Below are 22,772 nucleotides of genomic sequence, written 5' to 3' on the forward strand. Positions count from 1 at the left end.
ACTTTTTGTAGGGTACGATACTTTTCGAACAATCAATAACTTAAAGTCTCAATTCTTAATTAACGAAATAGTCTCTTTTAAGTATTTACTATTAACTTTATAGACAAACTTTTTTCCCTGTTTATGTTCAAAAACATAACCCTTGACCTTAAGATCTTTCAACTCTCTACGGGAAATCTCACGAGATTTATTTATATCTAAAGCATATTCTTCAATTGATATAGCCTTGTATTTATTTAACGCCATTTTCTGTAAGAGAGAAACTTGAGTTTCACTAAGGCCATCTCTTGAAATGAGTTCAGAAATAGTGATTAGGAAGTTCACTTTTTCTTGAACTTTTTTAAGTGACAAAAGTAGTGAATCAAGACAGAAATCAATGAAGTAAGTCAGGTCTAATTGGTGTTCTTTAACGAGGTCAAATGACTTTTCATAACGTTTACCATGTTGCTTTAAATTTGCAGAAATTGAGAGCAGCTCAACAAATTTTAAATTATTCTTCATGGACTTAAAGTAGAATAGTGTTCTTGCTGTACGCCCATTTCCATCAAAGAAAGGGTGAATATATGCAGTAAAGTAATGAAGGAGAATTCCTTTAATCAACCCATGAAGATAACGTGGATTATTTGTTGTGAGCTCAATCACTTCATCAATAGTATCTTCAATTTTTGTATAATCGATACCTTCGTGTGTTCCGACATATACTTTGTTGTTTCTAAACTTTCCACTAAAGTTCGCATCGTCGCCCTCTAATGTATTTTGTGAAACAATTTCATGTACTTTTAAAATGAGATCTTTTGAAACCTGTTTTGAAACGTTCTCCTTAATCCACTTCATCGCTAAGTAGTTATTAATCAGCATATACTCATCTTTGTCCTTTGGTTTTTCTCCAGACGAGATGAGTGCTTTAGCTTTTGAACGTGTACTATTTGCACCTTCATAGATGGCAGATGTAATGGCCTCTTCAACTGCAGCATTTATTAAAAACTCTTGCTTAAAATTTTGATGACGCTGGATTAAATCAAATAAAGATCCACCCAAGCTTTCAATTTGATGGAGTTTTTTATTGATGCAATCTGCTGGATAAAACCAAAATTTCTTATCAATTTCTTCCACATATAGTGGTATTGAACTCGCTCTTCGCAAGCGCTGAATTGTCCCCTTGACCTCTGGCCAATCTCTTAGAGACACACCCAAACTATCAAGCCTATACTTAATATCATCGAGAGGAGTGTACCTCTCATGAGTGTATTTTAGCCAAAGTGGTGTATTTAAAAATTCGTAGTCTTTTGAATTGTCCATTAGCTGTATTGTATCTCTTTTTCTACAATTTTCTAGTGCAAAAGTTGTAGAAAGAAAGGATTACCGGTAATAATTACAAGATATCAAAAGGTTACAGCTACAACAACTGTTGTACTTGGCCAAAAAATCCTTACATTTACTACAACTTTATGTGTTCATATTTGTAGAAAAATTACAAAACAACACCAACCTATTTAATTTCAATAACTTACAAATACAACCAAACTAGTAATAGCAATAAGAGTACGTCGATACTTTTAACACCCTCTAAATAAAATTCACTAAACAACACTTGTATTGAATATTTCGCTAAATTAAATTCATGAACAAGTTAATCGCACCACTTATTTTAATCTTAGCCTTCTCGGTGACTTCATGCTCAAAGGATGCCCAGAAGCTCTTAAGCTCCAACACGCCAAACACAACTCAGTTGGAACCAACAGATAGCAATTCAGACAAGGTCATTCTTAATGCCAAGGTTGGAAATTTCTGCGAAGGCCATGACTGTCCGGACGGGATTGTTGCGGTTAAAACAAACGACAAATCAGTAACTTGTGCCGGAATTGTTCAATCAGCAACAGAAGTTCTGATCTCACAAAATTGTGCTGAACCTAACAATACATTTCACATCCAAACAACGGCCGGTGAGATCATCAAGGTCGAGTCTGTTGAAGAGACTCTATCCAACGAATTTAATGACAAAGTACTAAAGCTCACAACTTCTAAAGAAATTGAAACTCAAGCATCAATCTCAATTCCAGATGCTGAAAATCAAACTGTAGAACTACTAAGCTTTGATAAATTTGGAGTCCTTACAAAACAAAGCTGTGAACTTACATACGCTTCGCTTGCTTACGCCAACTCATTCGACAACGAGTCCCAACTTCTTAACATCAAAAATTGTGATGGTGTAAAAGACGGCTCACTCATTTCTCAAGACGGAAATGTTATTGGCTTTCTAACTAAGAAGCATGAAGAGATTGCGTTGTATGAGGGTGTTAGTCTTGAGGGTATTTATTTTAAAACCAATATATTAAATAAAATTGACAAAATTAGCCTAAGCCTAATATCAGAGGATGCCTTCATATTTGGTTATCTTGCAGCCTCTTATCCTCTTAATGATGCTGATAATGTTCAAGAAACTATATCTTTCAATGAGAAGACGATGGAGTTTAAAACAACTTTAAAATGTTACAAAAATATGAACTTCGAAGCAGAGGATAAATTATTTAAGCTAAAGCTCGATAATCGTATTTTAGAGTTTAATAATGAGTCTGTTCTTATTGATAAACTGATAGCATCATATATACCTAAATCTAAAGTTAACATACCTCTTAGAAGTGGAATACAGCAGAAATATAAAGATTATAATTATTTGAAATACTATGGAAACATTAACAATCTAGAAAAGCATTATGTTAAGAACCCATTCACTGGTGATGTAATTAATCAGACATATAAACTACCTAAGAATAATAGTGAATTTATAAAATTGGACATTTGTAAATAAAAAGAGCGGAAATTCTCCGCTCTTTTTAAAGTGAATTAATAATTAAAATCTTTGAACTTGAAATTTTTAAATTTAACGCCCATTTTAATTCTTCTTTCCAACATTCTAGTTCCCATATTTTTTAAACTCTTTTTAATATTCGAAGAATAATCTAGGACTTCAATTTGTTTGTCTTGATACTCATCAATTAATTCAATGCTTTTAACGCTAAGAATGCGTTCTCTAGTTTTAAGTATCCACCTATTATTAGTTGAATCAAAATCAAAATCACCTGACTTAAGCAACGTTCTGCTTGATAAGTCTAAATATAAAGAATCATTGTTTTTAATATCAATAATACTTGGCAATTTTCTTAAAGTATCAACATCTCCAATTACGCCCGACTTTCCAGCGGGAGCGAGAGTATCAGTTCCACCAATAACACCGCCATTCGCATATACTGAAAAAATCGTAAAGATTATAATTACATATTTCATATTAACTCCTAATTAATTTTTCTTACTAAGCTACTAACAAAGAATACATCTTCACCACGGTTGTCCGGTGATAACATAATTTTTCTAACATTATATGAGAACTCTGATGCAAGTTGTTTTAACTCATCTTTTACTTTCTTAGCATCAACTGACTGATAACAAATATCTGCCTTACTTGCGAGTGGATCACCATGAACTCTAACCTCTGTTAACATTTCACTATAAACTAAGTTAGTTAAAGACAATGTGGCTTCTGTATCTATACGCTGAAGCTCGTCTGAGTGATAAAACCTTCCATCTTTATTCTTCAAAACACCATCTGACGCTAATTTCATAAAAATTTTATGACCATGTCTACCATACTCTTGAAGTACTTCATTCTCACTTAAGCCATAGTAAGTTGAAGCTTTAATCATCATCTTATAAGTAGATTCATCTTTGAAATACTGTATTTCATTTCCAGTAATTGTGTTCTGTGTTTGAACTTCATAGAAATGCCCATACAAACTCTCATGCACTTCAGGGAAGTATTCCCTCACGAACTCTGCAGTCTCTTTTTTTGAGCACAGGCCATTGAGGACAGTGACACAAATATCGAGGCCAGGGTTTTTAACATCACCCATTTCAAGGCGGTGAAATGTTGAAGGTGGAAGTCCAAGCCTTCTAGCAATTTGATTGCTACTTAAGCGGGAATGCTCTTTTTTGTACTTTCTGATCTTGTCCCGCAAAACTTCGTTTACCGAAGGTCTTTCTAGAAAAACCTTATCCATTTTGCACTCCTCTCTCTATATTTTCCCAAAGTTGTTTAGTAGTTCTTCATACACCAGAATCCAATAGAATTTATGAACACTGTAAAAACTATTAATAAAACTTATTGTTAAGTATTTGATGAGACATAAATAAAATTTCATAAGTGAAATTTCTCGATTTTTTCAAAAATGAAATGAATCATTTCAAAATGGAATGTGGTACATCGATACTTTTCGATAAATCAGTAAGTTAGCTTAAAACCCAGCATGTAAACTTTATCACCAAAACAAGATTTCAATAACTTAACTATATTCCAAACATCAAACTGAACCGAATGATTCATAATTTATCTGAAAACACAGATTTTAGGACCTTAATGCCATCTAACTCTCGAGAATATCGAAAAGTATCGACGTACTTCTTAATTATATTTTCGATAATTTAGAGATGACCTCTAGATAATTATCTTTATTAACAACATAGGTTTTTGATTCAGGATATAGCCTGGAGAAAGCCTCAAGACCTTTTAAGCTACGAGATTTTTTGTATTTTGCTTCAATTGCATGAATCGACTTTCCTTCTTGATAAATAAAGTCTACTTCTGCATTTCTTTCTCGCCAATAATAGACCTCACCAGGAAGCTTTAAGAGTTCTTGTAAAACAGATATTTCAAATGCATGGCCATAATATTCATCATCACAATCTAGATCCAATGCAGAGGAAAATAGTGAGGGGGCCAATGGAAATAGCTTAGGTGAAGATGACTTTTTTTTAAGTGCCTTATTCGAAAACTTTTGTAGTGATTTAATAAGAAAAGCTTTCTCAAAAAGTTGAATATAGTTTTTAACAAGGTCAGTATTACCTTTATCTTGAAGCTGACCTAGTAACTTTGTATAACTAATCTCTTGAGCGGCATAGCTGCAAATTAAATCGAATGACTGTCTAAAAAGAGCAGGTGATTTTACATGTGTAAATGAAAGAATATCTTTACTTACAACTGCATCGACAATTGAATGTTTTATATAATGGAGCCAATCTCTTTTCGAGCCCAGTAAAACATAAGATCCTGGATAACCTCCGTATTTAAGGTAATCAGCAAAACTAATATCAATGAGCTTTAAAGTTTCAGGATAGCTCCAGTGATTAAAATGATGAAGATAAAATCTGCCGGCCAAGCTCTCAGACAATCCACGGTGAAGATCTAAAGAGCTAGAGCCAAGAACAACAACCCTCATCGTCCCTTTTTCCCGATACTCCCATAATTCCTTCAAAGCTTCTGCCCAATTTTCAACTTTTTGAATTTCATCAATAATTAAAAGCTCAACGCCAGCATTAATAGCATTATTATAATTAACTTTTAACCATTCAGGAGAGCGAGAGATCTCACCATCAGCTGTAGTATAGAATGAATTATATGAAACATTTTCTGCAATTTGTTTCACAGACGTCGTTTTACCAACTTGCCTAGGCCCAATAATGACGTGGATTAGATCATTAAGCACTTCAAGCTTATCGATCACTTCTTGATTAATATCACGAACTATTATCTTCATAACGAAAGATTAACACAAAATACTAGACCAACCTAGTAAAAATGATAGAGCTATCTAGCATTATGTAAATCACTGTAAAAACAGTAAGATAGCAAGATAAAAAAAAGCGTCAAATTATATAACACCCTCTAAATAAAATTCACTAAGAAACACTTGTATTGAATATTTCGCTAAATTAAATTCATGAACAAGTTAATCACACCACTTATTTTAATCTTAGCCTTCTCGATGGCCTCATGCTCAAAAGATGCCCAAAAGCTCTTAAGCTCCAACACGCCAAACACGACTCAGTTGGAACCAACAGATAGCAATTCAGATAAGGTCATTCTTAATGCCAAAGTTGGAAATTTCTGCGAAGGCCATGACTGCCCAGACGGGATTGTTGCGGTTAAAACAAACGACAAATCAGTAACTTGTGCCGGTATTGTTCAATCAGCAACAGAAGTACTGATCTCACAAAACTGCGCCGAACCTAACAATACATTTCACGTCCAAACAACGGCCGGTGAGATCATCAAGGTCGAGTCTGTTGAAGAGACTCTATCCAACGAATTTGATGACAAAGTACTAAAGCTCACAACTTCTAAAGAAATTGAAACTCAAGCATCAATCTCAATTCCAGACGCTGAAAATCAATCTGTAGAACTACTAAGCTTTGATAAATTTGGAGTCCTTACAAAACAAAGCTGTGAACTTACATACGCTTCACTTGCCTACGCCAACTCATTCGACAACGAGTCCCAACTTCTTAACATCAAAAATTGTGATGGTGTAAAAGACGGCTCACTCATTTCTCAAGACGGAAATGTTATTGGTTTTCTAACTAAGAAACATGAAGAGATTGCGTTGTATGAGGGTGTTAGTCTTGAGGGGGATAAAGTTGAAATTGATGTAATATCTAAGATTGATCAAATTTCATTAACTCTACCTCTTGATTCTGATGTATCAATTTACGCGATGATTTTATTTGAATATCCAAAATTTGAAACAGATGAAACAATCCAAAAAATTCACTTTGATAGTAATAACCCTTTGAAGTTTAAACTAGAAACAACTTGTATAAAAAAGGGGATTAATAAGATATTACCAGATTCAATTTCTGAATTAAGTTTTAACAATAAAATACAAGAACTCAATGAACAGAGCACACTGAAAGTTACTAACTACCAAACATTCATACCAAAAGAAAAAGTTCATTTACTAAAAATTGATACAAATAAGAATATAAACTTCTTAGAAACTGAATATTACCTCAGTTCTGTTGATATTAATAAACTAACAACTATTGAACAAATAATTGATACAAGAAGAAACATCACTAATTTATCAAACAATCTAAAAACTGAGATTAAATATTTATATATTGGTGATACGAAAGAATTTTCAGCAATTGATAAAAATATAAGATGTAATTAAAAAGGGGAGCAAAAGCTCCCCCCTCCTTAATATTCAAAATCGCCTATTATATAGTTCTTAAACTTAACATTCCTTTTAAGCTGTCTTTCTAACATTTTCTTAGGAATACTTCTTTTATAGTTATTCAAAATATTGTCTTTTGTAATTGTAACTTCATCTTGCTTAACACTATACTTATCTACTAGTTCAATAGTCTTTACACTTAGAATACGGCCTCTTGTTTTTAAGATCCATCGATCATTTACAGAATCAAAATTGAAGTCACCTGGACTTGAAAGTTTTAAAGTATCATCTCCGCTAATAACTCCACTATTCAATTCAATGACATTAGAAAGCCTCCAATCACCTGTAGATGTTCCCGACCCTGTTCTTAGGTCCCAATCTGTCGTACTTGTACCGCCTCCACGTGAAGCTAAATTTTGACCTAATGTGTTTATATTAAATAATAATGCTAATATTAAAATTTTTCTCATATGAGCTCCTAAAGTAATTTAACTAAAGCAGAATAAGCTATTAAGTCTTCACCAACATTATTTGGATCCATCATAATCTTTTTCATGTTGTAGTTATACTCAGCTGTCAATTCATTCAAAAGAGGAACAACCTTTTCTTTGTTAATAGATTCCACCCATAAACAATTAGTACATTGCTTATTCCTATTTGTTACTAGTGCTTCATCTGCCATTTCTTTATATATATTCGACTGTATTTTCGCTGACGTATAAAGACTGTAGGTAGTATCTTCTAAGTTTAAAAAGAAGCGATCGTTCTTATTAATAAAAACTCCATCTGCAGCTAGTTTCATAAAAATCTTATGTCCCTCTCTCCCATACTCTTGGAGTATATAGTTTTCACTTAAACCTGCTTTAGAATTTGCTCTTAACATCATCTTATACGTTGATATTTCTTGAAAATACTTATCTGTACTAGGTAACTGCTTCTTAAGTGAAGCTGTCTCCTGAAAATGCCCATACAAACTCTCATGCACCTCAGGGAAGTATTCCCTCACGAACTCTGCAGTCTCTTTTTTTGAGCACAGGCCATTGAGGACTGTGACACAAATATCGAGGCCAGGGTTTTTAACATCACCCATTTCAAGGCGGTGAAATGTTGAAGGTGGAAGTCCAAGCCTTCTAGCAATTTGATTGCTACTTAAGCGGGAATGCTCTTTTTTGTACTTTCTGATCTTGTCCCGCAAAACTTCGTTTACCGAAGGTCTTTCTAGAAAAACCTTATCCATTTTGCTCTCCTCTCTCTATATTTTCCCAAAGTTGTTTAGTAGTTCTTCATACACCAGAATCCAATAGAATTTATGAACACTGTAAAAACTATTAATAAAACTTATTGTTAAGTATTTGATGAGACATAAATAAAATTTCAAAAGTGAAATTTCTCGATTTTTTCAAAAATGAAATGAATCATTTCAATGTGGAATAAGAAAGCGCTAAATCTTTGTAAATACGAAGCACTCACTATAAAATAAATACATAGATTTTAATAAACTACTGAAATCACGAAAAGGACCCGCGTACCTTATGCTTGCATTGGCCACTATTTTCTTCGTTAATTACTATATTTTGGCCATGAAGAAGGGCCAAAGATTCGAGATCTCTCTACCAATTATCTTAATCAACACATTCTTTATCGCTGGCTACTATGTAGCAAATAGCTTAACTGGTGCAGGTGTAAATGAAGTCGTAAAGTTTCAACTACTAACAAGTTGGGAAGGTACAGGTTACGGAGAATTCATACCGCAATTACTACTTGGGCTACTCTATATCCTTATAACAATGGTACTCGTATTTATTGCAAGTAAGAAGGCAACAACTAAGAATAATTATTTTGTAACAATAGTTGGACTTATCGCTATTTTGATCAACCCAACAACAAGTGACTTCTATGAGTGGTTTAGGCCATATACTCATTTTGCTGAAATCGATTCAATCAGTATTTCAAAGTTAAAGAATAATTCAAAAGTCGTGTTCTCTGAAAAACCAAAGAGCTTCATCTATATTTATGCAGAAAGTTTTGAGAGAACATTTTTTAATGAAGAGATCTTTCCTGGCCTAGTAACAGAACTAAAAAAGAAAGACTCTAATTATATCGACTTCACAAATGTAGAACAAGTCTACGGTACAGGTTCAACAATGATGGGAATGGTTGCATCACAATGTGGTGTCTTTTCCGTTCCTTCAATTACTGGCGAATTCATGGGAGGTATTAGCTGTCTTGGAAATAAGTTACAAGACGCAGGATATGATCTTCACTATATACAAGGTGGAGCCTTAGACTTTGCAGGTACAAGAGAGTTCTATACTAATCATGGCTTCAAAAATCTTACTGGTATTAGCTTTTTTAAAGAAAAATATAAAGAAGATAAGTACTTTAGTCAGTGGGGTGTTTATGATGAGTACTTACTAAAAGAAAGTTTTCAAAGATATCGAAAATTAAAAAGTGAGAATAAACCATTTGGCCTATTCTTAGTTACACTTGATACGCATTATCCAAAGGGACACAAATCACTTTTATGCGATTTGAAATATGAAGATGGTAAGAATCCATTCTTAAATGCAATTAAGTGTTCTGATAGAAATATTGCTAGTTTCATCAGACAGGTACTTGAAGAAGATAATGGTGAAACACTAATCATATTAGCTTCTGACCACTTGGCCCTAAAAACAACTGCGAGTTATCTACTTAAAAGTATCCCACGCAGAAACTTATTACGTTTCTATAATTTAGAAAAACAAGATGTGAATAATCTCAAGCCTGCTTCTACCCTTGATATAGGGACAACTCTTTTACATGCTCTTGGAATCAAAGATCAATTAGGTGTTGGAGTGAATCTTTTTTCAAATGAAAAAACACTACTAGAACGCTACGAAAGAAAGACGAATAACTTTCTAAGAAGTCTAACTCCTAAAATTGAGGAAGCATCACTCACTAGCAGAAAGTAGTTTTCTCTTTGTTGAATTTAAATTCAAAAAACGATTTTCACTAAAGATAATGTAATCCATTTTATCCCAAAGCTTCGCTGTAATATCTGGCTTATCAGAAATAGGATTCTCTTCTTTTGGGTCCATCATTAGATTAAAAAGTAGCTTTCTATCAGACTTCTTCTGCCATACTAATTTGTAAGGCCACTCAACAGCTGCAAGTGTAACACCATTATATGGTTGAACGAGTAAAGCAGTCGATCCCTGCTCATTAAGCATTGATACACCGGCCGTTTCGATTTTTTCTGAAATCCCCATTAAATCTAAAACTGTTGGTAGGATATCAACTTGTGAAAAGGTTTTTTCTTTAATAACTTGAGGAGCAATTTCGCCTTTCCAGATAGCTAGAAAAGGAATCTTAAAGAACTCTTGAAAGTAAGATGTTTGTGCATCATAGAATCCATGTTCACCATTAGGATAACTATGATCGGCCGTAATTATGATTAGCGAGTTATCATATAATCCATTTTCTTTTAATTCCTTAATTAAAGTCCCTAGATACTTATCTGATACATTTAAAGAATTAAGAAATGCTTCTTCTTTCGATCTTTGTTCAGGGAATAGTTCACGCTGTTCTTTTGGAACATTACCAAATTTCATATGATGAGATACCGTATGAATTGTAGCAAAAATCGGTTTATTACTCTTTGATGTAATATTCTTAATGTTTTTTACAAATTGCTTATAAGAAATATCATCTTGCACACCCCAACCCCAAACATTGTGCGTTTTTTCATATTCCGTCATTTGTGACATATCTGTTTTAAGGACGTGATCAAAGCCAATATCCACCATGAAGTTATGAGTATTATCAAAACTTAAGTCTTGAAAACATTTGTGAAAGTACGATTGATATCCAATTTCAGAAAATACTTTTGGTAGGCATTTTATCAAAGTATTATCGAGTTGATATGAAGCTTTACCTCTAATAAGAGGTACTTGAGAACAATATGTTGCAAATTGTCCCTTCACTGTTTGAACTGAGTTTCCATAAAAATCATCAATTGATAGACCTTCTTTTAACAATGAATTAAAGACTGGAGTAATCTCTTTTCCGCTCTTCGTTTTCTTATTGATATAGAGGCCATTAAAGGATTCCATTGAAACTAAAATAATATTTGGTTTTCTCACTTCTTGAAAATGAGATGATATCTCTCTTTCTACCTTATAAGTATGTTTTGCTTCTAGTGGCCTAAATGATTCCACGACAGACTTCACTGAATATGAAATTTCTCCAAATGGATATGGTAGAGCAAAAATCAACGCAAGGTATGAAGTAAGTAGCCCTAGTCCTTTCAAAGGACTTATTTGATTTTTAAGATTAAAGATCTTGAATTTAAATTGTGCAAAAAGAAGTAGTGGAACAAGTGCTAAAGTCTCGTAAAAATCTTTAAGCTTCATTGTATTTAGAATTACATCTCCACTCGCAGCATTAAATGTTTCTCTGAAGTTTGAAATGAAAACCACTAAATCAAAGCTTGTCTTTACTCGAAAATGATATTTACCTGCAATATAGTATAAGCAAATTAGAAAAATACTTAGTAGTACACGAAGAAATGCTGGCTTCACAAGCTTATTGATTGCTTCACTGTAGAGGTATATTAAACCAAAACCTACAGCTATAACTAAATAGTCCGTCAGATGCAGCGAGTTATATAAGCGCCACTTTAAAATTAGCCATGTATTAAAATAAAAATATAGAAACCAAAGTGCTTTTGTAGTGAAGAACATAGTTAACTATCTTAACACTTTCTTAACATAGAAAAAAGAGTGCAATAAAATCAAAAGCTTAACGTTTTTTATTGCAAATAGTTAAAATACTTATTTACAACGAGAAGAGAAATTAATAACTCTCTGCGTTCATTTTTAAATTGTTCAACCCACTCGTGTGCATTCTTGATAATGGCCTTCGCTTCTTCTGGATTTTCAATATAATATTGAATTTTCTCAGCAAGATCTGAGTAGTCGTCTTTTACTTCAACGTAGTGCTTGCCCGCAACGAGCCTTCCTTCCATGAACCAAGTCTCATATTTTGGTTTAGAAAGAATACAAAGAGAGTTTGATGACATCGCCCATTTTAAGTTAGTGGCAACATCATTACCTTCTAAGCAAATAATGAATTTATATTTGAGCTGATCTTCAATCGATAGAAACTCTTTCTCCCAAGGGTTCCCCTCAATAGGAGAGACTTGTCCGATATTACAAAGAGGATGGTTATAGAATTTTTCCACGACCTGCTTTCTTTGAGGAACTAGAGCTGCACCTCTCCAAACGGCCACATCTTTCTTTTCATCAAAAGAAAGGGTGTCATTAATAAAATTAAAATGCCTAACTTTGTTCAGTTTTAAAACGATAGAGTTATCGTTATTTGATACAGGTCTACTTTTAATAAAAGTTGGAAATTCTGGAACATAAGTCACATCTCCTGCTTCATAACGAAACCTTAACTCTTGTGAAAAATGTCTAATTATATCCAAGATATCAAAGAAGTAAGTTGTTCCTTCATACTTCTTAAAATTTTTAATCTTTAAAGTACGAGGAATATTTTTTTCTTTTTTAAATTCGTTTTCTGATTCAGGAAGCGTAAACGAGCTCGTTAATTTATTATAATAATTTACGCGATCTTCAATATAAGTGTCTTTTGAACTTTCGTAAGCCTTAAGTATATTACTGGCCTTGTTTCTGTACCAACAATTTGGCACTAAAAACTTTAAAGCATTCTTTAGATAATATACTTGCTTCATATGATCTCTATAGCATTCCGAAGATTTTTCTAAGCCTTAAATTAATAACGTTAAAGAAGGCTTCAAAAATAATTCCACCACCCATTTTTGATTGCCCATCACGACGCTCATAAAAGATAATTGGAACTTCCTTAACAGATAGCCCCTTGGCCCACACTTTATAATTAAGCTCTAGTTGAAAGATATAACCATTAGAGATGATTCCATCTAGGTTTAAAGCTTGAAGTGCTTTTCTAGAAAAACATTTGAATCCGCCAGTTGTGTCCTGAACAGGAATTCCTGTCATAAAGCGCGTATAAATTGAAGCGCAGTAAGAAAGAAGTAATCTTCTAAATGGCCAATTGATAATTCTGATCCCATCAATGTAGCGAGAGCCGATAACAAGATCATTTTCTTGAGCTGCCGCCAATAAATCTTTTACAGAATCAGGATCGTGAGAAAAGTCACAGTCCATTTCAAAGACAAAATCAAATTCTCTTTCTAGGGCCCATTTAAATCCTGTGATATAGGCCGTCCCTAAACCAAGCTTTCCTTTTCTCTCGATGATGTGAAGATTTGAATTTGTTTCCATTTTCTTTTTCACAACATCTGCCGTTCCATCAGGAGATCCATCTTCAATAATTAAGAGAGATACTTCTGGGTATTTCTCAAAAATTGTATCGATCATGCGTTCGATATTCATGATCTCATTGTATGTTGGAATGATAATTAACGACTTGTTCCAAGGAAGTTGATTCACTGATTTCTCCATAATTTCTTAGGGATTCAAGATAGCGTCTATTGCACCAATTTTCCAGAGTTTTTCGCAGTCAGACTAACTCCACGCCTTGCGGCCAAGAGAAGGATCAAATACTACTTTATCTTTGTGGGTAATAGGTTTCATCGTTAGTATTGAATAAAGGATATTGGAATCAATTTCAGTATCAGAATACTCAATAATATTAAATTCACTATTAAGTTGTAGATCTGTTAGGTCAACATCATTAAAGTATAATGCTAAATCGATAACACCTTTTTCACCGCTCTCATATCTAAGTTCGACTTTAGTATTTGAAATTTTGTTAGCTTCTAATAACTTCGGTGCTAATTCCATTATTCTAATCCTAGTATTTTGCTTACTTTCTCAGCTAAGCAAAACTAATCCAATACTTCACCAGTATGTATTGCAATTATAGCATTATATTTATTGTATTTTACATGAAAGTGCGGTGGATTATGATCCATCGGTGGCATGAAAATTTTAATTCCATAAAACATTGAAATTGTAGGCATATTAGCTCCTTTAAAATGAACTAATATGCAAATCTCTCATTTATCAAAGATTGAATAACTTCATGAAATTATTAGCTACAACAAATTACATTAGAATTTTTTTGTTACTTTTAGGGTGAAACACGATCTCCATCTCTAGCCCACAAGCCTTCGCGTACTTATTCAAAGTGGATAGCTTCAGATCAAGACGATTCTCAATTTTAGATACATCTGGTTGGTCAATACCAACAAGATCCGTTTGTTTCAAGCCAAGTGATTTTCTTAAGGCCTTTAGGTCAATGTCATAGTAGTCGTTTTGTTTGATTGCCGTCTTAGCATACTCAAAAAACTCGAGGTCTAAGTTGTCATAACTCATTAAGTTTCTCCCTGTTTCATCCGTAAAACAGATATTGATTTATTTAAATTATAACATGAATCAATTTTTGTGCGACTATTCCTTCAAGTGCATAATGAAGTGGTCAGGTATTCCCTTGAGTGAATATCAGAAACCGGATGTATGAAACTATGCACTTAAGTGCATATAACATCAGTTTATTCACAAAATATTCACTTGTGTGCATAAGTCTGAATTTCACGCTGGAAATATGCATTTTAGGGCATAAAAAATATGCACCCTAATGAATATTTAATTTCTTTCTTTAAGCCAGAGCTCGCGAAGCTTAGCATATTTTAGAAAAGCATAAAGTCCGTTGATATAACAAACCATAAAGCCACGAGAACCATCTAAGAATCCGGCCCTAAGAATATAATCTCTGACAAAAACAAGAACGGGGCGCGTTATAACTTGAAGCATTGTCGATTTCTTACCCCTGTCAAAATAGGCCTTTGCAGCTATTGTCGAAAATTTGTCTTGCTGCACAATATGTTCTTCAATTGAAAAGTAAGTATAGTGCAGAAGATCTCCATCAAGAAATTTAGTCCTGGAGTTTGGAGACATTTCAATAATGTCGTGTGGGTTCACTCCTCCCCACTTGGCCTTGTCTTTATGAAAAATTCTAAGCTTACGATCTGGATACCAACCGCAGTGATAGATCCAGCGATCAATATACCAATTTCGACGATTAAAATTATAGCCGTCATAATCACCAAGCGTATCTTTAATTGCCAAAATAGAATCACGAAGCTCGCTTGAGATGGCCTCATCAGCATCGAGAGAAAGGATATAATCGTGACTTGTTTGAGAAATGGCGAAGTTCTTTTGCTGGATATGACCTTCAAATGTATTCTTGATAAATCGAACACCTTCAAATGACTCACAAATCTCTTGTGTGCGGTCAGTCGAAAATGAATCGATCACGACAATTTCATCAACGAGTCCACCGAGTGACTTTAGGCATCGCTCGATATTTCTTTCTTCGTTGAATGTGATCACTGTTGCTGAAATCATCATTATATAAATTTAACACGTAGTTTTTAATATTAAAATTTCTTTAATTCTATGCCATACTCTAGCCCTATGAATTTAAAAGATTTTATTACTAATCCGATCGAGCTCGAATATTTTGAGGGTTTGCTTTCTCAGTTAAATGAAAAAGCTGAACACTTAACAATTGCGACCCCAGAAAATGACACAGGAGTCTACCCTACTGCGATAGCTCCAAGAAAACTCCTTCGCGATGAACTTCCTTTTCATTCATATGAAGACATCAAACAACGCTATTCTACAAAGGAAGTCGTTGACTGCACCCTTTGGCTAAGAAAGATGCATGGTGGGCTTGGCTCAAGCCTTGATCGTTCGGACTACTTAAAAAAGTATGGCCGTTCAACACCTGGTTCAAAATCTACAGACCTTTATATTGAGACAGAGGAATTCGGTGCAATTAGCTTAGCAGAAGCTCAAATTATTCAAGCATCAAAGAAAACAAGCTCATTTAAGAAAGTGGTCCTACAGGACCTCGTTAATAATGATGTGAAACCAATCCTCGATGAAATGTGGAAAAAGTATGAACATCTTCTAAATGATAATTTCTCTCGTCTCGACTCTGTCATTCAACAAAAGCTTCCAACTATTAAGAATGGTGAGCTTTCACTAGAACGACTTGCCCCTGCTGGCCACGGTGTCTTTGGTTATGAAGTTTTTAAAGGACCAAGGCCTGAAGGTGAAAATGTCATTGCCTGTATTGGAAATGGTGAAGATTTAAGCTCAACTCCAGATCGTGCCATCGTTAATTGGATGCTCACAGAGAATATACCAGTTGTTATGGTTACAACGACTAAAACAGAAAGAGATATGAAAGGTGGTCAAATCGCTCTTAAGACAGAGGGCGATAAAACCTATCTTACAATTATTGAAAAAGCCCAAGCTGAACAAGCTGGCCAATTAGAGTATTTTGAAAAGCTTGGATTACGCGAAGAAGACGATGATGCTTTTTTTAATACGAATTTAGTACTCGTTAATTTAAATGCGGTTAAAGATTATAAAATAGCACTTCCTGATTTGATCAAAAATCAAAAAGGTGAGTTTTTACAACTTGAAGGTGCGATGGGTTCGGTGCTCTTGAACTCGGATCGGTTGGCTAGAGATGATGCGAAAAAGCTAGTTCATATTCTTAACGTTAATAAAGAGAATAGATCTAAGTTTTTTAATCCAATAAAGAGTATGATGGATTATAACTTTATCATTTCTTATAAGAAACTTAATGAATCAAATTTTCATTTCAATAGTTTTTAAAACAAATTCACAAAAAATAGCTGATTGATTTTGCCTAGAAAATTGTAATGGCACCTCATAATACGTCTTTTGAAAATTTAATTTCTTGAGTTCAATTACTTTTTTTACGATTTTATCCACATCATTATTACTAAATTCAAAGATACCATTATATTCTTTAAATACTGTCCCCACTTCTGAAATAGGTGTGGAGATTATATTTAAACCGGCTCCAATATATTCGAACACCTTCACTGGCAGTGCCGTTGAATTTACTAAACCATCATTACGAAGAGATAAACCGACATGAGAACTATTCACATATCTTACTAGATTCTTATGAGCTAACTTACCTAAGTAGTTAATGTTTTTTTGAGCTTTAACTTTAAATGATTGAGGACCATCTCCAATTACGATTAACTTTATATCATCAGGTAATTGATTTGAAATTTCTAACAATAAGTCTATATTTTGCATTTTAGACATATTTCCATGAAATATCACTGTGAACTGACTACTCTTTCTAGAATTTTTAAATAATTCTAAATCAAAACCATTATAAATAACCTTTGAGGGAGTGTTGGTCTTATAATCATTAATAATTTCAAGTAATCCGTTTGTAACAGTTACGACACCTTGTGCTTTTAGATATACTCTTCTTGTTATTTTTTTTAAAATTCTTCCTAAAAGACTATTTTCTTTTACAATACCTAAATGAAAAAATACTTCAGGATAAATATCCCTAACATCTAAAAAGTACTGTTTTTTAGTTAAGCCCAAAAACAATGCTTGTATGACTACCGTGACGAAAGAAGGTGAGCTCAAAATATAAAAATCATATTTCTTAAATATGAATTTTCTAACCACAAGTTCTAGGCCGACTAATATCTCTAACACTAATCTTTTGATTAACGAATCTTTATTAGAAGGTAGATTAAAGAATAGGTTTTCATTATTTGTTGCATAAGAAACCTCGATATCAAAAAATTTCTTTAAGCCTTCTGTATTGTGATACGCTCTAACAGCAGAAGCATCAGATTCATTAATATTACTTGGAGTGAAATAGTATAAAGTTCGCTTTTTCATATTTTAAAATCTATATTAACAGATATATTATTAAATAATAATATATTAGAACTATTTTTAAAATTGGATAATAATTGAAAGCGCTATTTATAAATGCACGAGATATAACTTTTGATAGTCGCAGCAAAAGAAACTGTGAGCTTCTTGCAAATATATACGATATAAAAGCACACCACATTGGTACTAACTTCAATATTAATAATAATCTAATCTCAATTGGATCAAAAAATAAAGCTACATTCTGTTTAAATATCTTAAAGGCATCACTTAAAAAGGATATATCATTTATCTATACGATTGGATTACCATCATTAATATTGGCACTACCAGCTAAGATAATTTCAGGTAAAAAATTAATATACGACTCTAGAGAGCTATATATTTTAGATGCCGAAGGCGAATCAACATATACATGGAAACATCGCTTACTTGAAAGAATAAGTATTACATTTGTTCATGCAATAATAGCTGCAAATGAGTTACGAATGAATGTTATGAAGAATAAATACTTCAGTGTAAAATATTTTTCATATCTTTTAAATATTCCGTATCAAATTACCGTCAAGAAAAAAGAAAAGCTAAATATCAAAAAGAACACTCTCGTTTACCAAGGACACATTGGAGCCAAAAGAGGTTTAGATAAACTCATTAAAAGCTGCAATATCATTAGCGAAAAAGTTAAGATAATTTTCATTGTTCCTAAAGATAATCGTGAGGAGCTGAAGGAACTGATGCGTTATCATGGAAGTGATCTTGAGTACGACATTTTTGAGTTTATGCCACAAGAAGAAATGCTTTCATTTATTTCACAATTTGATATTGGTTTTTTATCGTATGAGCTAGTAGGATTAAATAATATCTACTGTGAACCCAACAAGTTATACGAATACGCACTGGCACATTTAAAAATACTATCCAGCCCCCAGGAGAAATTTGTTAAAAGCTTTAAAGAATTCAATATTGGTCATGCTTTAACAAAGGAAGCATGGGACAGTAATGATTATAAAAAAATGAGTACTCAAATTGAACTTCTAATCAATAAAGATTGTCCGAAATCTGAATTCGAAAAATTCAACAGCTTTCACTCGAATGAAAAGGAGTTGTGGCGCCTTAAAAAATTTACGCAAAGCATCTTTCAGTAAACCCTCTCTTACAAATTATTAATATTTAATAATGTTCGAAACATATTTGATACGTTAAAGTATTAACATAATTATTACAGGAGTTTGAGATGTTAGGCTTTGCACTAGTAGGTTGTGGAAGAATTGCTAGAAAACACGCAGGTAATTTAGGCGAAGGCAAGATACCTGGAGCCAAGCTTGTTGCGGTGTGTGATATAAAAGAAGATAGAGCAAAATTTTATGGCGAAAAATACGATGTACCTTGGTACACAGATATGCATAAAATGATGGAAACCGAAAATGAGAATATTGACGTCCTTGATATCCTTACTCCTTCAGGTGATCACGCCAACAACACTGTAGAACTTGCTCCATATGGTAAACATATCATTGTAGAAAAACCAATGGCACTTACTCTTCAAGATGCTGATAGAATGATCGCAGCTTGTGACAAAGCCGGTATTAAATTGTTCGTTGTTAAGCAAAATAGACTAAATACACCTGTTAAAAAGTTAAGAGAAGCGCTAGAGGCAGATCGCTTCGGAAAGATGGTTCTTGGAACAGTACGTGTTAGATGGTGTAGAGACCAAGCATATTACGACCAAGATGAATGGCGTGGAACTTGGGAGCATGATGGTGGATGTTTTGCCAATCAAGCGATACACCACGTTGATCTACTGCAATGGATGATGGGTCCTGTTGAGAGTGTTTTTGCAAAATCGGCAACTAGGCTTGTTAATATTGAAGCAGAAGATACTGGTGTAGTTATTCTAAAATTTACATCTGGTGCACTAGGAGTAATTGAAGCTACAACAGCAACTCGTCCAAAGGACCTTGAAGGTTCAATATCAATCCTTGGTGAAACTGGAACAGTAGAAATTGGTGGCTTTGCTGTCAATGAAATGAAAACATGGAACTTTTTGGACGAATCAGAAACAGATAAAGAAGAAGTTCTTTCAAAATATAAACAAAACCCACCAGATGTATATGGATTTGGGCACACTGAATATTTATCTAATGTTGTCGAAACTATTACAGGAAAAAAAGAAGCACTAGTGGACGGCCTTGCTGGACGAAAATCACTTGAGCTAATTGCTGCAATTTACGAATCAATTGAAACTGGTAAAGAAGTAAATGTAAACTTTGTACCTCAAAAATGCAGACTAGGTTTAAAGTAATATGACTATAGCTAATACTTCAATTATTCATCCAAATGTTAAACTTGGTAAAAATGTAATAATAGAAGACTTCTGTATTATTGGTGCTCCTCCAAGAGGAAAAGCTCCAGGTGAGCTTGAAACAATTATTGGGGATAATTCAGTAATTAGATCAGGAACAGTGATTTATGCTGGCAACATCATAGGATCTAATTTCCAGACTGGTAACAAGGCCAATATACGAGAATTAAATAATATTGGAAATAATGTATCAATTGGTACACTAAGTGTTATAGAACATCATGTAGAAATAAGTGATAATGTACGCATTCATACACAAGTTTTTATACCTGAATTTTCAATTCTTAACAGTGGTGCATGGGTTGGCCCAAATGTTGTATTTACAAATGCAAAGGTCCCATTAGCACCAGATGCAAAAAATAATCTCATTGGTCCCACTTTAATGGCAAATGCAAGAATTGGTGCAAACTCAACTTTACTACCAGGTGTAGTAATTGGAGAGAATGCACTTGTTGGAGCTGGAAGTGTAGTGACAAAAAATGTAAAACCTAATACCGTTGTATATGGCAATCCCGCCAAATAAAGAGTAATCAAATGAAAATACCATTTCTAAACCTAGATGCACAATACCAAGAAATTAAAGATGAAGTTCTTCCAGCTATTGAATCTGTACTTGAATCAAAAAAATTCATACAGGGTAGTATTTGTGAAGAATTCGCAGGTAATTTTCTCAAAGTACATGGTGGAGAATTTGGAATTGGCTGCTCAAATGGTACAAGCGCTATAACTCTTGCGTTAAGAGCACTTGGAATTAAACAAGGTGATGAAGTTATCACAGTAAATAACACCTTCTTCGCAACTGTTGAAGCAATTGTAGAAGTTGGAGCTACTCCAGTTCTTGTAGACTGCTATGAAGACACTTATGGAATTAACGAAGAAGAAGTGGAGAATGCAATATCAGAGAAAACGAAATGTATTATTCCAGTCCATCTATATGGTAATCCATGTGACATGCCATCTATTATGAAGATTGCAAACAAGCATAATTTAAAAGTTATTGAAGATTGTGCTCAAGCTCACCTTGCCTCCATTAATGGTCAAGCCGTTGGAACTTTTGGTGATGCTGGAACATTTAGTTTTTACCCTGGTAAAAACCTTGGGGCATATGGTGATGCTGGCTTTGTTATTACTAAAACTAAAGAACTAAGAGACTTAGTTGAAATGTACCTTAATCATGGACGTACGGAAAAATATGAACATGAATTCATGGCCGGTAACTACCGAATGGATGGAATTCAAGCGGCCATACTTGATATAAAACTAAAATATATTGAGAAATGGACAAATAGAAGAATTGAAATCGCTAAAAAGTACGATGCAGCCTTTTCAAACTTAAAAACAATTAAAACGAATGGTAAGTGTGTTTATCATCTATACACAATAGAAGTCGACAATAGAGAATCATTTATGAATTCTCTTAAAGAAAAAGGTATCTCTACAGGAATCCATTATCCAATAACGATGTCTAATCAACCTGCCATTAAGACTGTTAATTCAGTAATTAATAAGACTGAGACTTCAAATCAAATTTCTTCTAGACTAGTTTCACTACCAATTTGTCCTTATTTAAAAGATGAAGAAGTTGATTATGTTATTACAAATGTAAAGGAATTACTTTAAAACTTTCTTGTAAATATATTTAACGAATGACTTTAATTTCAGACTTTCAAGTAAAGCTTTTGTCTTATTTATAAGTTGTCTTTTATAAAAGTAAAAATTTAAACCTGAGTTGTATTTCCTTACTTCATTCTCTAAATATAAATAATGAGAATCTATATTTTTCCCGAACTCTTTTAGCTTATTCTGTATTTCTTCAATAGAATTAGCACCCCTATTGTTTTGACAAACAGCACGTAAACTTTCATCAATATAAAGGACATCGAATCCAAAACTCTCTAAAATAAACCTTAAATAATCACCATAAAAATTATATAAGTGCACACCTTGAAAATATCTTTCCATTACACCTTTGTGTAACTCTAAAATCCCTGGAACTTCTATAAGTAAGGTTCCACCTGGATTAATTTGTTTTTTAATTTTAGAAAGAAAATCTAGAGGCTTATCGATATGCTCTAAGAGATGTGATAATACAATAATATCAAAACTAGTATGCTCAAAGGTAGAATCGAATTGTCCTGTTCTTATATCAATACTATGTTTTCGACCATAATTCATAAAGTCCTCGTCAAAATCACAACCAAATACATTTGCTCCTGATCTTTTAAAAGATTCTAAAATTCCACCTGGGCCACACCCCACCTCTAATACAGTTTTACCACTTGTAGTAATATTCACATCTTTCAATGTCTTTATAAAATTATGACCTTGGTTTACTTGACATTCGAATATATATTTCGGTGTACGATATGACTCTGAATAGATTGGCCTATAGTCATTTATATAAAAGTTAATCAGAGACTCTTCGTCTAAATATTCTCCTACGATCAACAATGAACACTCTAAACATTGTACTATCGGAGAATAAATACCATAACGATCATAAGTAACACTTGTGGATCTAAATTTTGACTTATTTCCACAAATACATGCTTTCTGTTCACAAGTTAACTTACCTGATTCAATCTTATTATTGTATTCTTGTAAACTTTTGAATTGGGAAGGATCGAGATCAACGGTACACTCTTTTCCAATATTAAACAT

Annotated in this window: 23 protein-coding genes; 8 read left to right on the forward strand and 15 right to left on the reverse strand. The window is 33.4% G+C overall.

Annotation, left to right across the window (positions count from 1 at the left end):
• Positions 1–48 precede the first annotated feature (48 nt).
• Positions 49–1,299, reverse strand: a complete 1,251-nt coding sequence (locus ABMA76_RS11840; protein ID WP_392910851.1) for a Fic family protein — start codon at positions 1,297–1,299, stop codon at positions 49–51.
• Positions 1,300–1,621: 322 nt separating this feature from the next.
• Here ABMA76_RS11840 and ABMA76_RS11845 point away from each other — a divergent pair, with 322 nt between their 5' ends.
• Complete coding sequence (locus ABMA76_RS11845; protein WP_393061670.1) at positions 1,622–2,809, forward strand: hypothetical protein; 1,188 nt, start codon at positions 1,622–1,624, stop codon at positions 2,807–2,809.
• Between the two features lie 35 nt (positions 2,810–2,844).
• On the opposite strand, the gene ABMA76_RS11850 is transcribed toward ABMA76_RS11845, so the two are convergent.
• From ABMA76_RS11850 to ABMA76_RS11860, 3 genes are all read right to left on the reverse strand, one after another.
• A complete protein-coding gene (locus tag ABMA76_RS11850) occupies positions 2,845–3,285 on the reverse strand; it encodes a hypothetical protein (protein WP_393061672.1) in 441 nt (146 codons plus the stop codon).
• Between the two features lie 8 nt (positions 3,286–3,293).
• Complete coding sequence (locus ABMA76_RS11855) at positions 3,294–4,055, reverse strand: hypothetical protein (protein WP_393061674.1); 762 nt, start codon at positions 4,053–4,055, stop codon at positions 3,294–3,296.
• 405 nt (positions 4,056–4,460) lie between these two features.
• Complete coding sequence (locus ABMA76_RS11860) at positions 4,461–5,588, reverse strand: ATP-binding protein (RefSeq protein WP_392910843.1); 1,128 nt, start codon at positions 5,586–5,588, stop codon at positions 4,461–4,463.
• A 183-nt stretch (positions 5,589–5,771) separates the two neighbouring features.
• Between ABMA76_RS11860 and ABMA76_RS11865 the strand changes: the two genes are divergently transcribed.
• Positions 5,772–7,004, forward strand: a complete 1,233-nt coding sequence (locus ABMA76_RS11865) for a hypothetical protein (RefSeq protein ID WP_393061676.1) — start codon at positions 5,772–5,774, stop codon at positions 7,002–7,004.
• A 26-nt stretch (positions 7,005–7,030) separates the two neighbouring features.
• Here ABMA76_RS11865 and ABMA76_RS11870 read toward each other — a convergent pair whose 3' ends face one another.
• Positions 7,031–7,477, reverse strand: a complete 447-nt coding sequence (locus tag ABMA76_RS11870) for a hypothetical protein (RefSeq protein ID WP_393061678.1) — start codon at positions 7,475–7,477, stop codon at positions 7,031–7,033.
• A gap of 8 nt (positions 7,478–7,485) precedes the next feature.
• Positions 7,486–8,244: a hypothetical protein gene (locus ABMA76_RS11875; RefSeq protein ID WP_393061680.1), complete on the reverse strand. Its 759-nt coding sequence runs from the start codon at positions 8,242–8,244 to the stop codon at positions 7,486–7,488.
• Positions 8,245–8,587: 343 nt separating this feature from the next.
• Between ABMA76_RS11875 and ABMA76_RS11880 the strand changes: the two genes are divergently transcribed.
• Entirely contained in the window at positions 8,588–9,961 is a 1,374-nt protein-coding gene (locus ABMA76_RS11880; protein WP_393061682.1) for a sulfatase-like hydrolase/transferase, read from the forward strand.
• On the opposite strand, the gene ABMA76_RS11885 is transcribed toward ABMA76_RS11880, so the two are convergent.
• The 7 genes from ABMA76_RS11885 to ABMA76_RS11915 all read right to left on the reverse strand — a co-directional run bounded on the left by ABMA76_RS11885 (position 9,941) and on the right by ABMA76_RS11915 (position 15,406).
• Positions 9,941–11,731: an LTA synthase family protein gene (locus tag ABMA76_RS11885; RefSeq protein ID WP_393061685.1), complete on the reverse strand. Its 1,791-nt coding sequence runs from the start codon at positions 11,729–11,731 to the stop codon at positions 9,941–9,943. The genes ABMA76_RS11880 and ABMA76_RS11885 overlap by 21 nt on opposite strands.
• Before the next feature lie 68 nt (positions 11,732–11,799).
• Positions 11,800–12,744, reverse strand: coding sequence for a glycosyl transferase family 90 (locus ABMA76_RS11890; RefSeq protein ID WP_393061687.1), 945 nt, complete (start codon positions 12,742–12,744; stop codon positions 11,800–11,802).
• Between the two features lie 7 nt (positions 12,745–12,751).
• Positions 12,752–13,483, reverse strand: coding sequence for a polyprenol monophosphomannose synthase (locus ABMA76_RS11895; protein WP_392861331.1), 732 nt, complete (start codon positions 13,481–13,483; stop codon positions 12,752–12,754).
• 75 nt (positions 13,484–13,558) lie between these two features.
• Positions 13,559–13,837: a hypothetical protein gene (locus ABMA76_RS11900; protein ID WP_392989051.1), complete on the reverse strand. Its 279-nt coding sequence runs from the start codon at positions 13,835–13,837 to the stop codon at positions 13,559–13,561.
• Between the two features lie 44 nt (positions 13,838–13,881).
• On the reverse strand, positions 13,882–14,016 hold the full coding sequence (locus ABMA76_RS11905) for a DUF4160 domain-containing protein (RefSeq protein ID WP_393061689.1): 135 nt from the start codon (positions 14,014–14,016) through the stop codon (positions 13,882–13,884).
• An 85-nt stretch (positions 14,017–14,101) separates the two neighbouring features.
• Positions 14,102–14,371 carry a helix-turn-helix domain-containing protein gene (locus ABMA76_RS11910; RefSeq protein WP_392910826.1) on the reverse strand — a complete coding sequence of 90 codons (270 nt, stop codon included), beginning with the start codon at positions 14,369–14,371 and terminating at the stop codon, positions 14,102–14,104.
• A 270-nt stretch (positions 14,372–14,641) separates the two neighbouring features.
• Complete coding sequence (locus ABMA76_RS11915; protein WP_393061691.1) at positions 14,642–15,406, reverse strand: glycosyltransferase family 2 protein; 765 nt, start codon at positions 15,404–15,406, stop codon at positions 14,642–14,644.
• Between the two features lie 66 nt (positions 15,407–15,472).
• Between ABMA76_RS11915 and ABMA76_RS11920 the strand changes: the two genes are divergently transcribed.
• On the forward strand, positions 15,473–16,687 hold the full coding sequence (locus ABMA76_RS11920; RefSeq protein WP_393061693.1) for a UTP--glucose-1-phosphate uridylyltransferase: 1,215 nt from the start codon (positions 15,473–15,475) through the stop codon (positions 16,685–16,687).
• Here the strand turns inward: ABMA76_RS11920 and ABMA76_RS11925 are convergent.
• A complete protein-coding gene (locus ABMA76_RS11925) occupies positions 16,661–17,752 on the reverse strand; it encodes a glycosyltransferase (RefSeq protein WP_393061695.1) in 1,092 nt (363 codons plus the stop codon). The genes ABMA76_RS11920 and ABMA76_RS11925 overlap by 27 nt on opposite strands.
• Positions 17,753–17,826: 74 nt before the next feature.
• Here ABMA76_RS11925 and ABMA76_RS11930 point away from each other — a divergent pair, with 74 nt between their 5' ends.
• The 4 genes from ABMA76_RS11930 to ABMA76_RS11945 all read left to right on the forward strand — a co-directional run bounded on the left by ABMA76_RS11930 (position 17,827) and on the right by ABMA76_RS11945 (position 21,731).
• Positions 17,827–18,894, forward strand: coding sequence for a hypothetical protein (locus ABMA76_RS11930; RefSeq protein ID WP_393061697.1), 1,068 nt, complete (start codon positions 17,827–17,829; stop codon positions 18,892–18,894).
• 89 nt (positions 18,895–18,983) lie between these two features.
• Entirely contained in the window at positions 18,984–20,051 is a 1,068-nt protein-coding gene (locus ABMA76_RS11935) for a Gfo/Idh/MocA family protein (protein WP_393061699.1), read from the forward strand.
• Position 20,052: 1 nt separating this feature from the next.
• Entirely contained in the window at positions 20,053–20,634 is a 582-nt protein-coding gene (locus ABMA76_RS11940) for a DapH/DapD/GlmU-related protein (RefSeq protein ID WP_393061701.1), read from the forward strand.
• 11 nt (positions 20,635–20,645) lie between these two features.
• A complete protein-coding gene (locus ABMA76_RS11945; protein WP_393061703.1) occupies positions 20,646–21,731 on the forward strand; it encodes a DegT/DnrJ/EryC1/StrS family aminotransferase in 1,086 nt (361 codons plus the stop codon).
• On the opposite strand, the gene ABMA76_RS11950 is transcribed toward ABMA76_RS11945, so the two are convergent.
• Positions 21,723–22,772 carry a class I SAM-dependent methyltransferase gene (locus ABMA76_RS11950; protein WP_393061705.1) on the reverse strand — a complete coding sequence of 350 codons (1,050 nt, stop codon included), beginning with the start codon at positions 22,770–22,772 and terminating at the stop codon, positions 21,723–21,725. The two genes, ABMA76_RS11945 and ABMA76_RS11950, sit on opposite strands and share 9 nt — an antisense overlap.

This window comes from Halobacteriovorax sp. ZH5_bin.2, from assembly GCF_043196375.1.
Classification (GTDB): Bacteria; Bdellovibrionota; Bacteriovoracia; order Bacteriovoracales; family Bacteriovoracaceae; genus Halobacteriovorax_A.

Bases quoted from the DNA above. Each gene is read 5' to 3' on its own strand.
- ABMA76_RS11840 (WP_392910851.1), bottom strand. From the start codon at position 1,299: ATGGACAATTCAAAAGACTACGAATTTTTAAATACACCACTTTGGCTA.
- ABMA76_RS11845 (WP_393061670.1), top strand. From the start codon at position 1,622: ATGAACAAGTTAATCGCACCACTTATTTTAATCTTAGCCTTCTCGGTG.
- ABMA76_RS11850 (WP_393061672.1), bottom strand. From the start codon at position 3,285: ATGAAATATGTAATTATAATCTTTACGATTTTTTCAGTATATGCGAAT.
- ABMA76_RS11855 (WP_393061674.1), bottom strand. From the start codon at position 4,055: ATGGATAAGGTTTTTCTAGAAAGACCTTCGGTAAACGAAGTTTTGCGG.
- ABMA76_RS11860 (WP_392910843.1), bottom strand. From the start codon at position 5,588: ATGAAGATAATAGTTCGTGATATTAATCAAGAAGTGATCGATAAGCTT.
- ABMA76_RS11865 (WP_393061676.1), top strand. From the start codon at position 5,772: ATGAACAAGTTAATCACACCACTTATTTTAATCTTAGCCTTCTCGATG.
- ABMA76_RS11870 (WP_393061678.1), bottom strand. From the start codon at position 7,477: ATGAGAAAAATTTTAATATTAGCATTATTATTTAATATAAACACATTA.
- ABMA76_RS11875 (WP_393061680.1), bottom strand. From the start codon at position 8,244: ATGGATAAGGTTTTTCTAGAAAGACCTTCGGTAAACGAAGTTTTGCGG.
- ABMA76_RS11880 (WP_393061682.1), top strand. From the start codon at position 8,588: ATGAAGAAGGGCCAAAGATTCGAGATCTCTCTACCAATTATCTTAATC.
- ABMA76_RS11885 (WP_393061685.1), bottom strand. From the start codon at position 11,731: ATGTTCTTCACTACAAAAGCACTTTGGTTTCTATATTTTTATTTTAAT.
- ABMA76_RS11890 (WP_393061687.1), bottom strand. From the start codon at position 12,744: ATGAAGCAAGTATATTATCTAAAGAATGCTTTAAAGTTTTTAGTGCCA.
- ABMA76_RS11900 (WP_392989051.1), bottom strand. From the start codon at position 13,837: ATGGAATTAGCACCGAAGTTATTAGAAGCTAACAAAATTTCAAATACT.
- ABMA76_RS11905 (WP_393061689.1), bottom strand. From the start codon at position 14,016: ATGCCTACAATTTCAATGTTTTATGGAATTAAAATTTTCATGCCACCG.
- ABMA76_RS11910 (WP_392910826.1), bottom strand. From the start codon at position 14,371: ATGAGTTATGACAACTTAGACCTCGAGTTTTTTGAGTATGCTAAGACG.
- ABMA76_RS11915 (WP_393061691.1), bottom strand. From the start codon at position 15,406: ATGATGATTTCAGCAACAGTGATCACATTCAACGAAGAAAGAAATATC.
- ABMA76_RS11920 (WP_393061693.1), top strand. From the start codon at position 15,473: ATGAATTTAAAAGATTTTATTACTAATCCGATCGAGCTCGAATATTTT.
- ABMA76_RS11925 (WP_393061695.1), bottom strand. From the start codon at position 17,752: ATGAAAAAGCGAACTTTATACTATTTCACTCCAAGTAATATTAATGAA.
- ABMA76_RS11935 (WP_393061699.1), top strand. From the start codon at position 18,984: ATGTTAGGCTTTGCACTAGTAGGTTGTGGAAGAATTGCTAGAAAACAC.
- ABMA76_RS11940 (WP_393061701.1), top strand. From the start codon at position 20,053: ATGACTATAGCTAATACTTCAATTATTCATCCAAATGTTAAACTTGGT.
- ABMA76_RS11945 (WP_393061703.1), top strand. From the start codon at position 20,646: ATGAAAATACCATTTCTAAACCTAGATGCACAATACCAAGAAATTAAA.
- ABMA76_RS11950 (WP_393061705.1), bottom strand. From the start codon at position 22,772: ATGTTTAATATTGGAAAAGAGTGTACCGTTGATCTCGATCCTTCCCAA.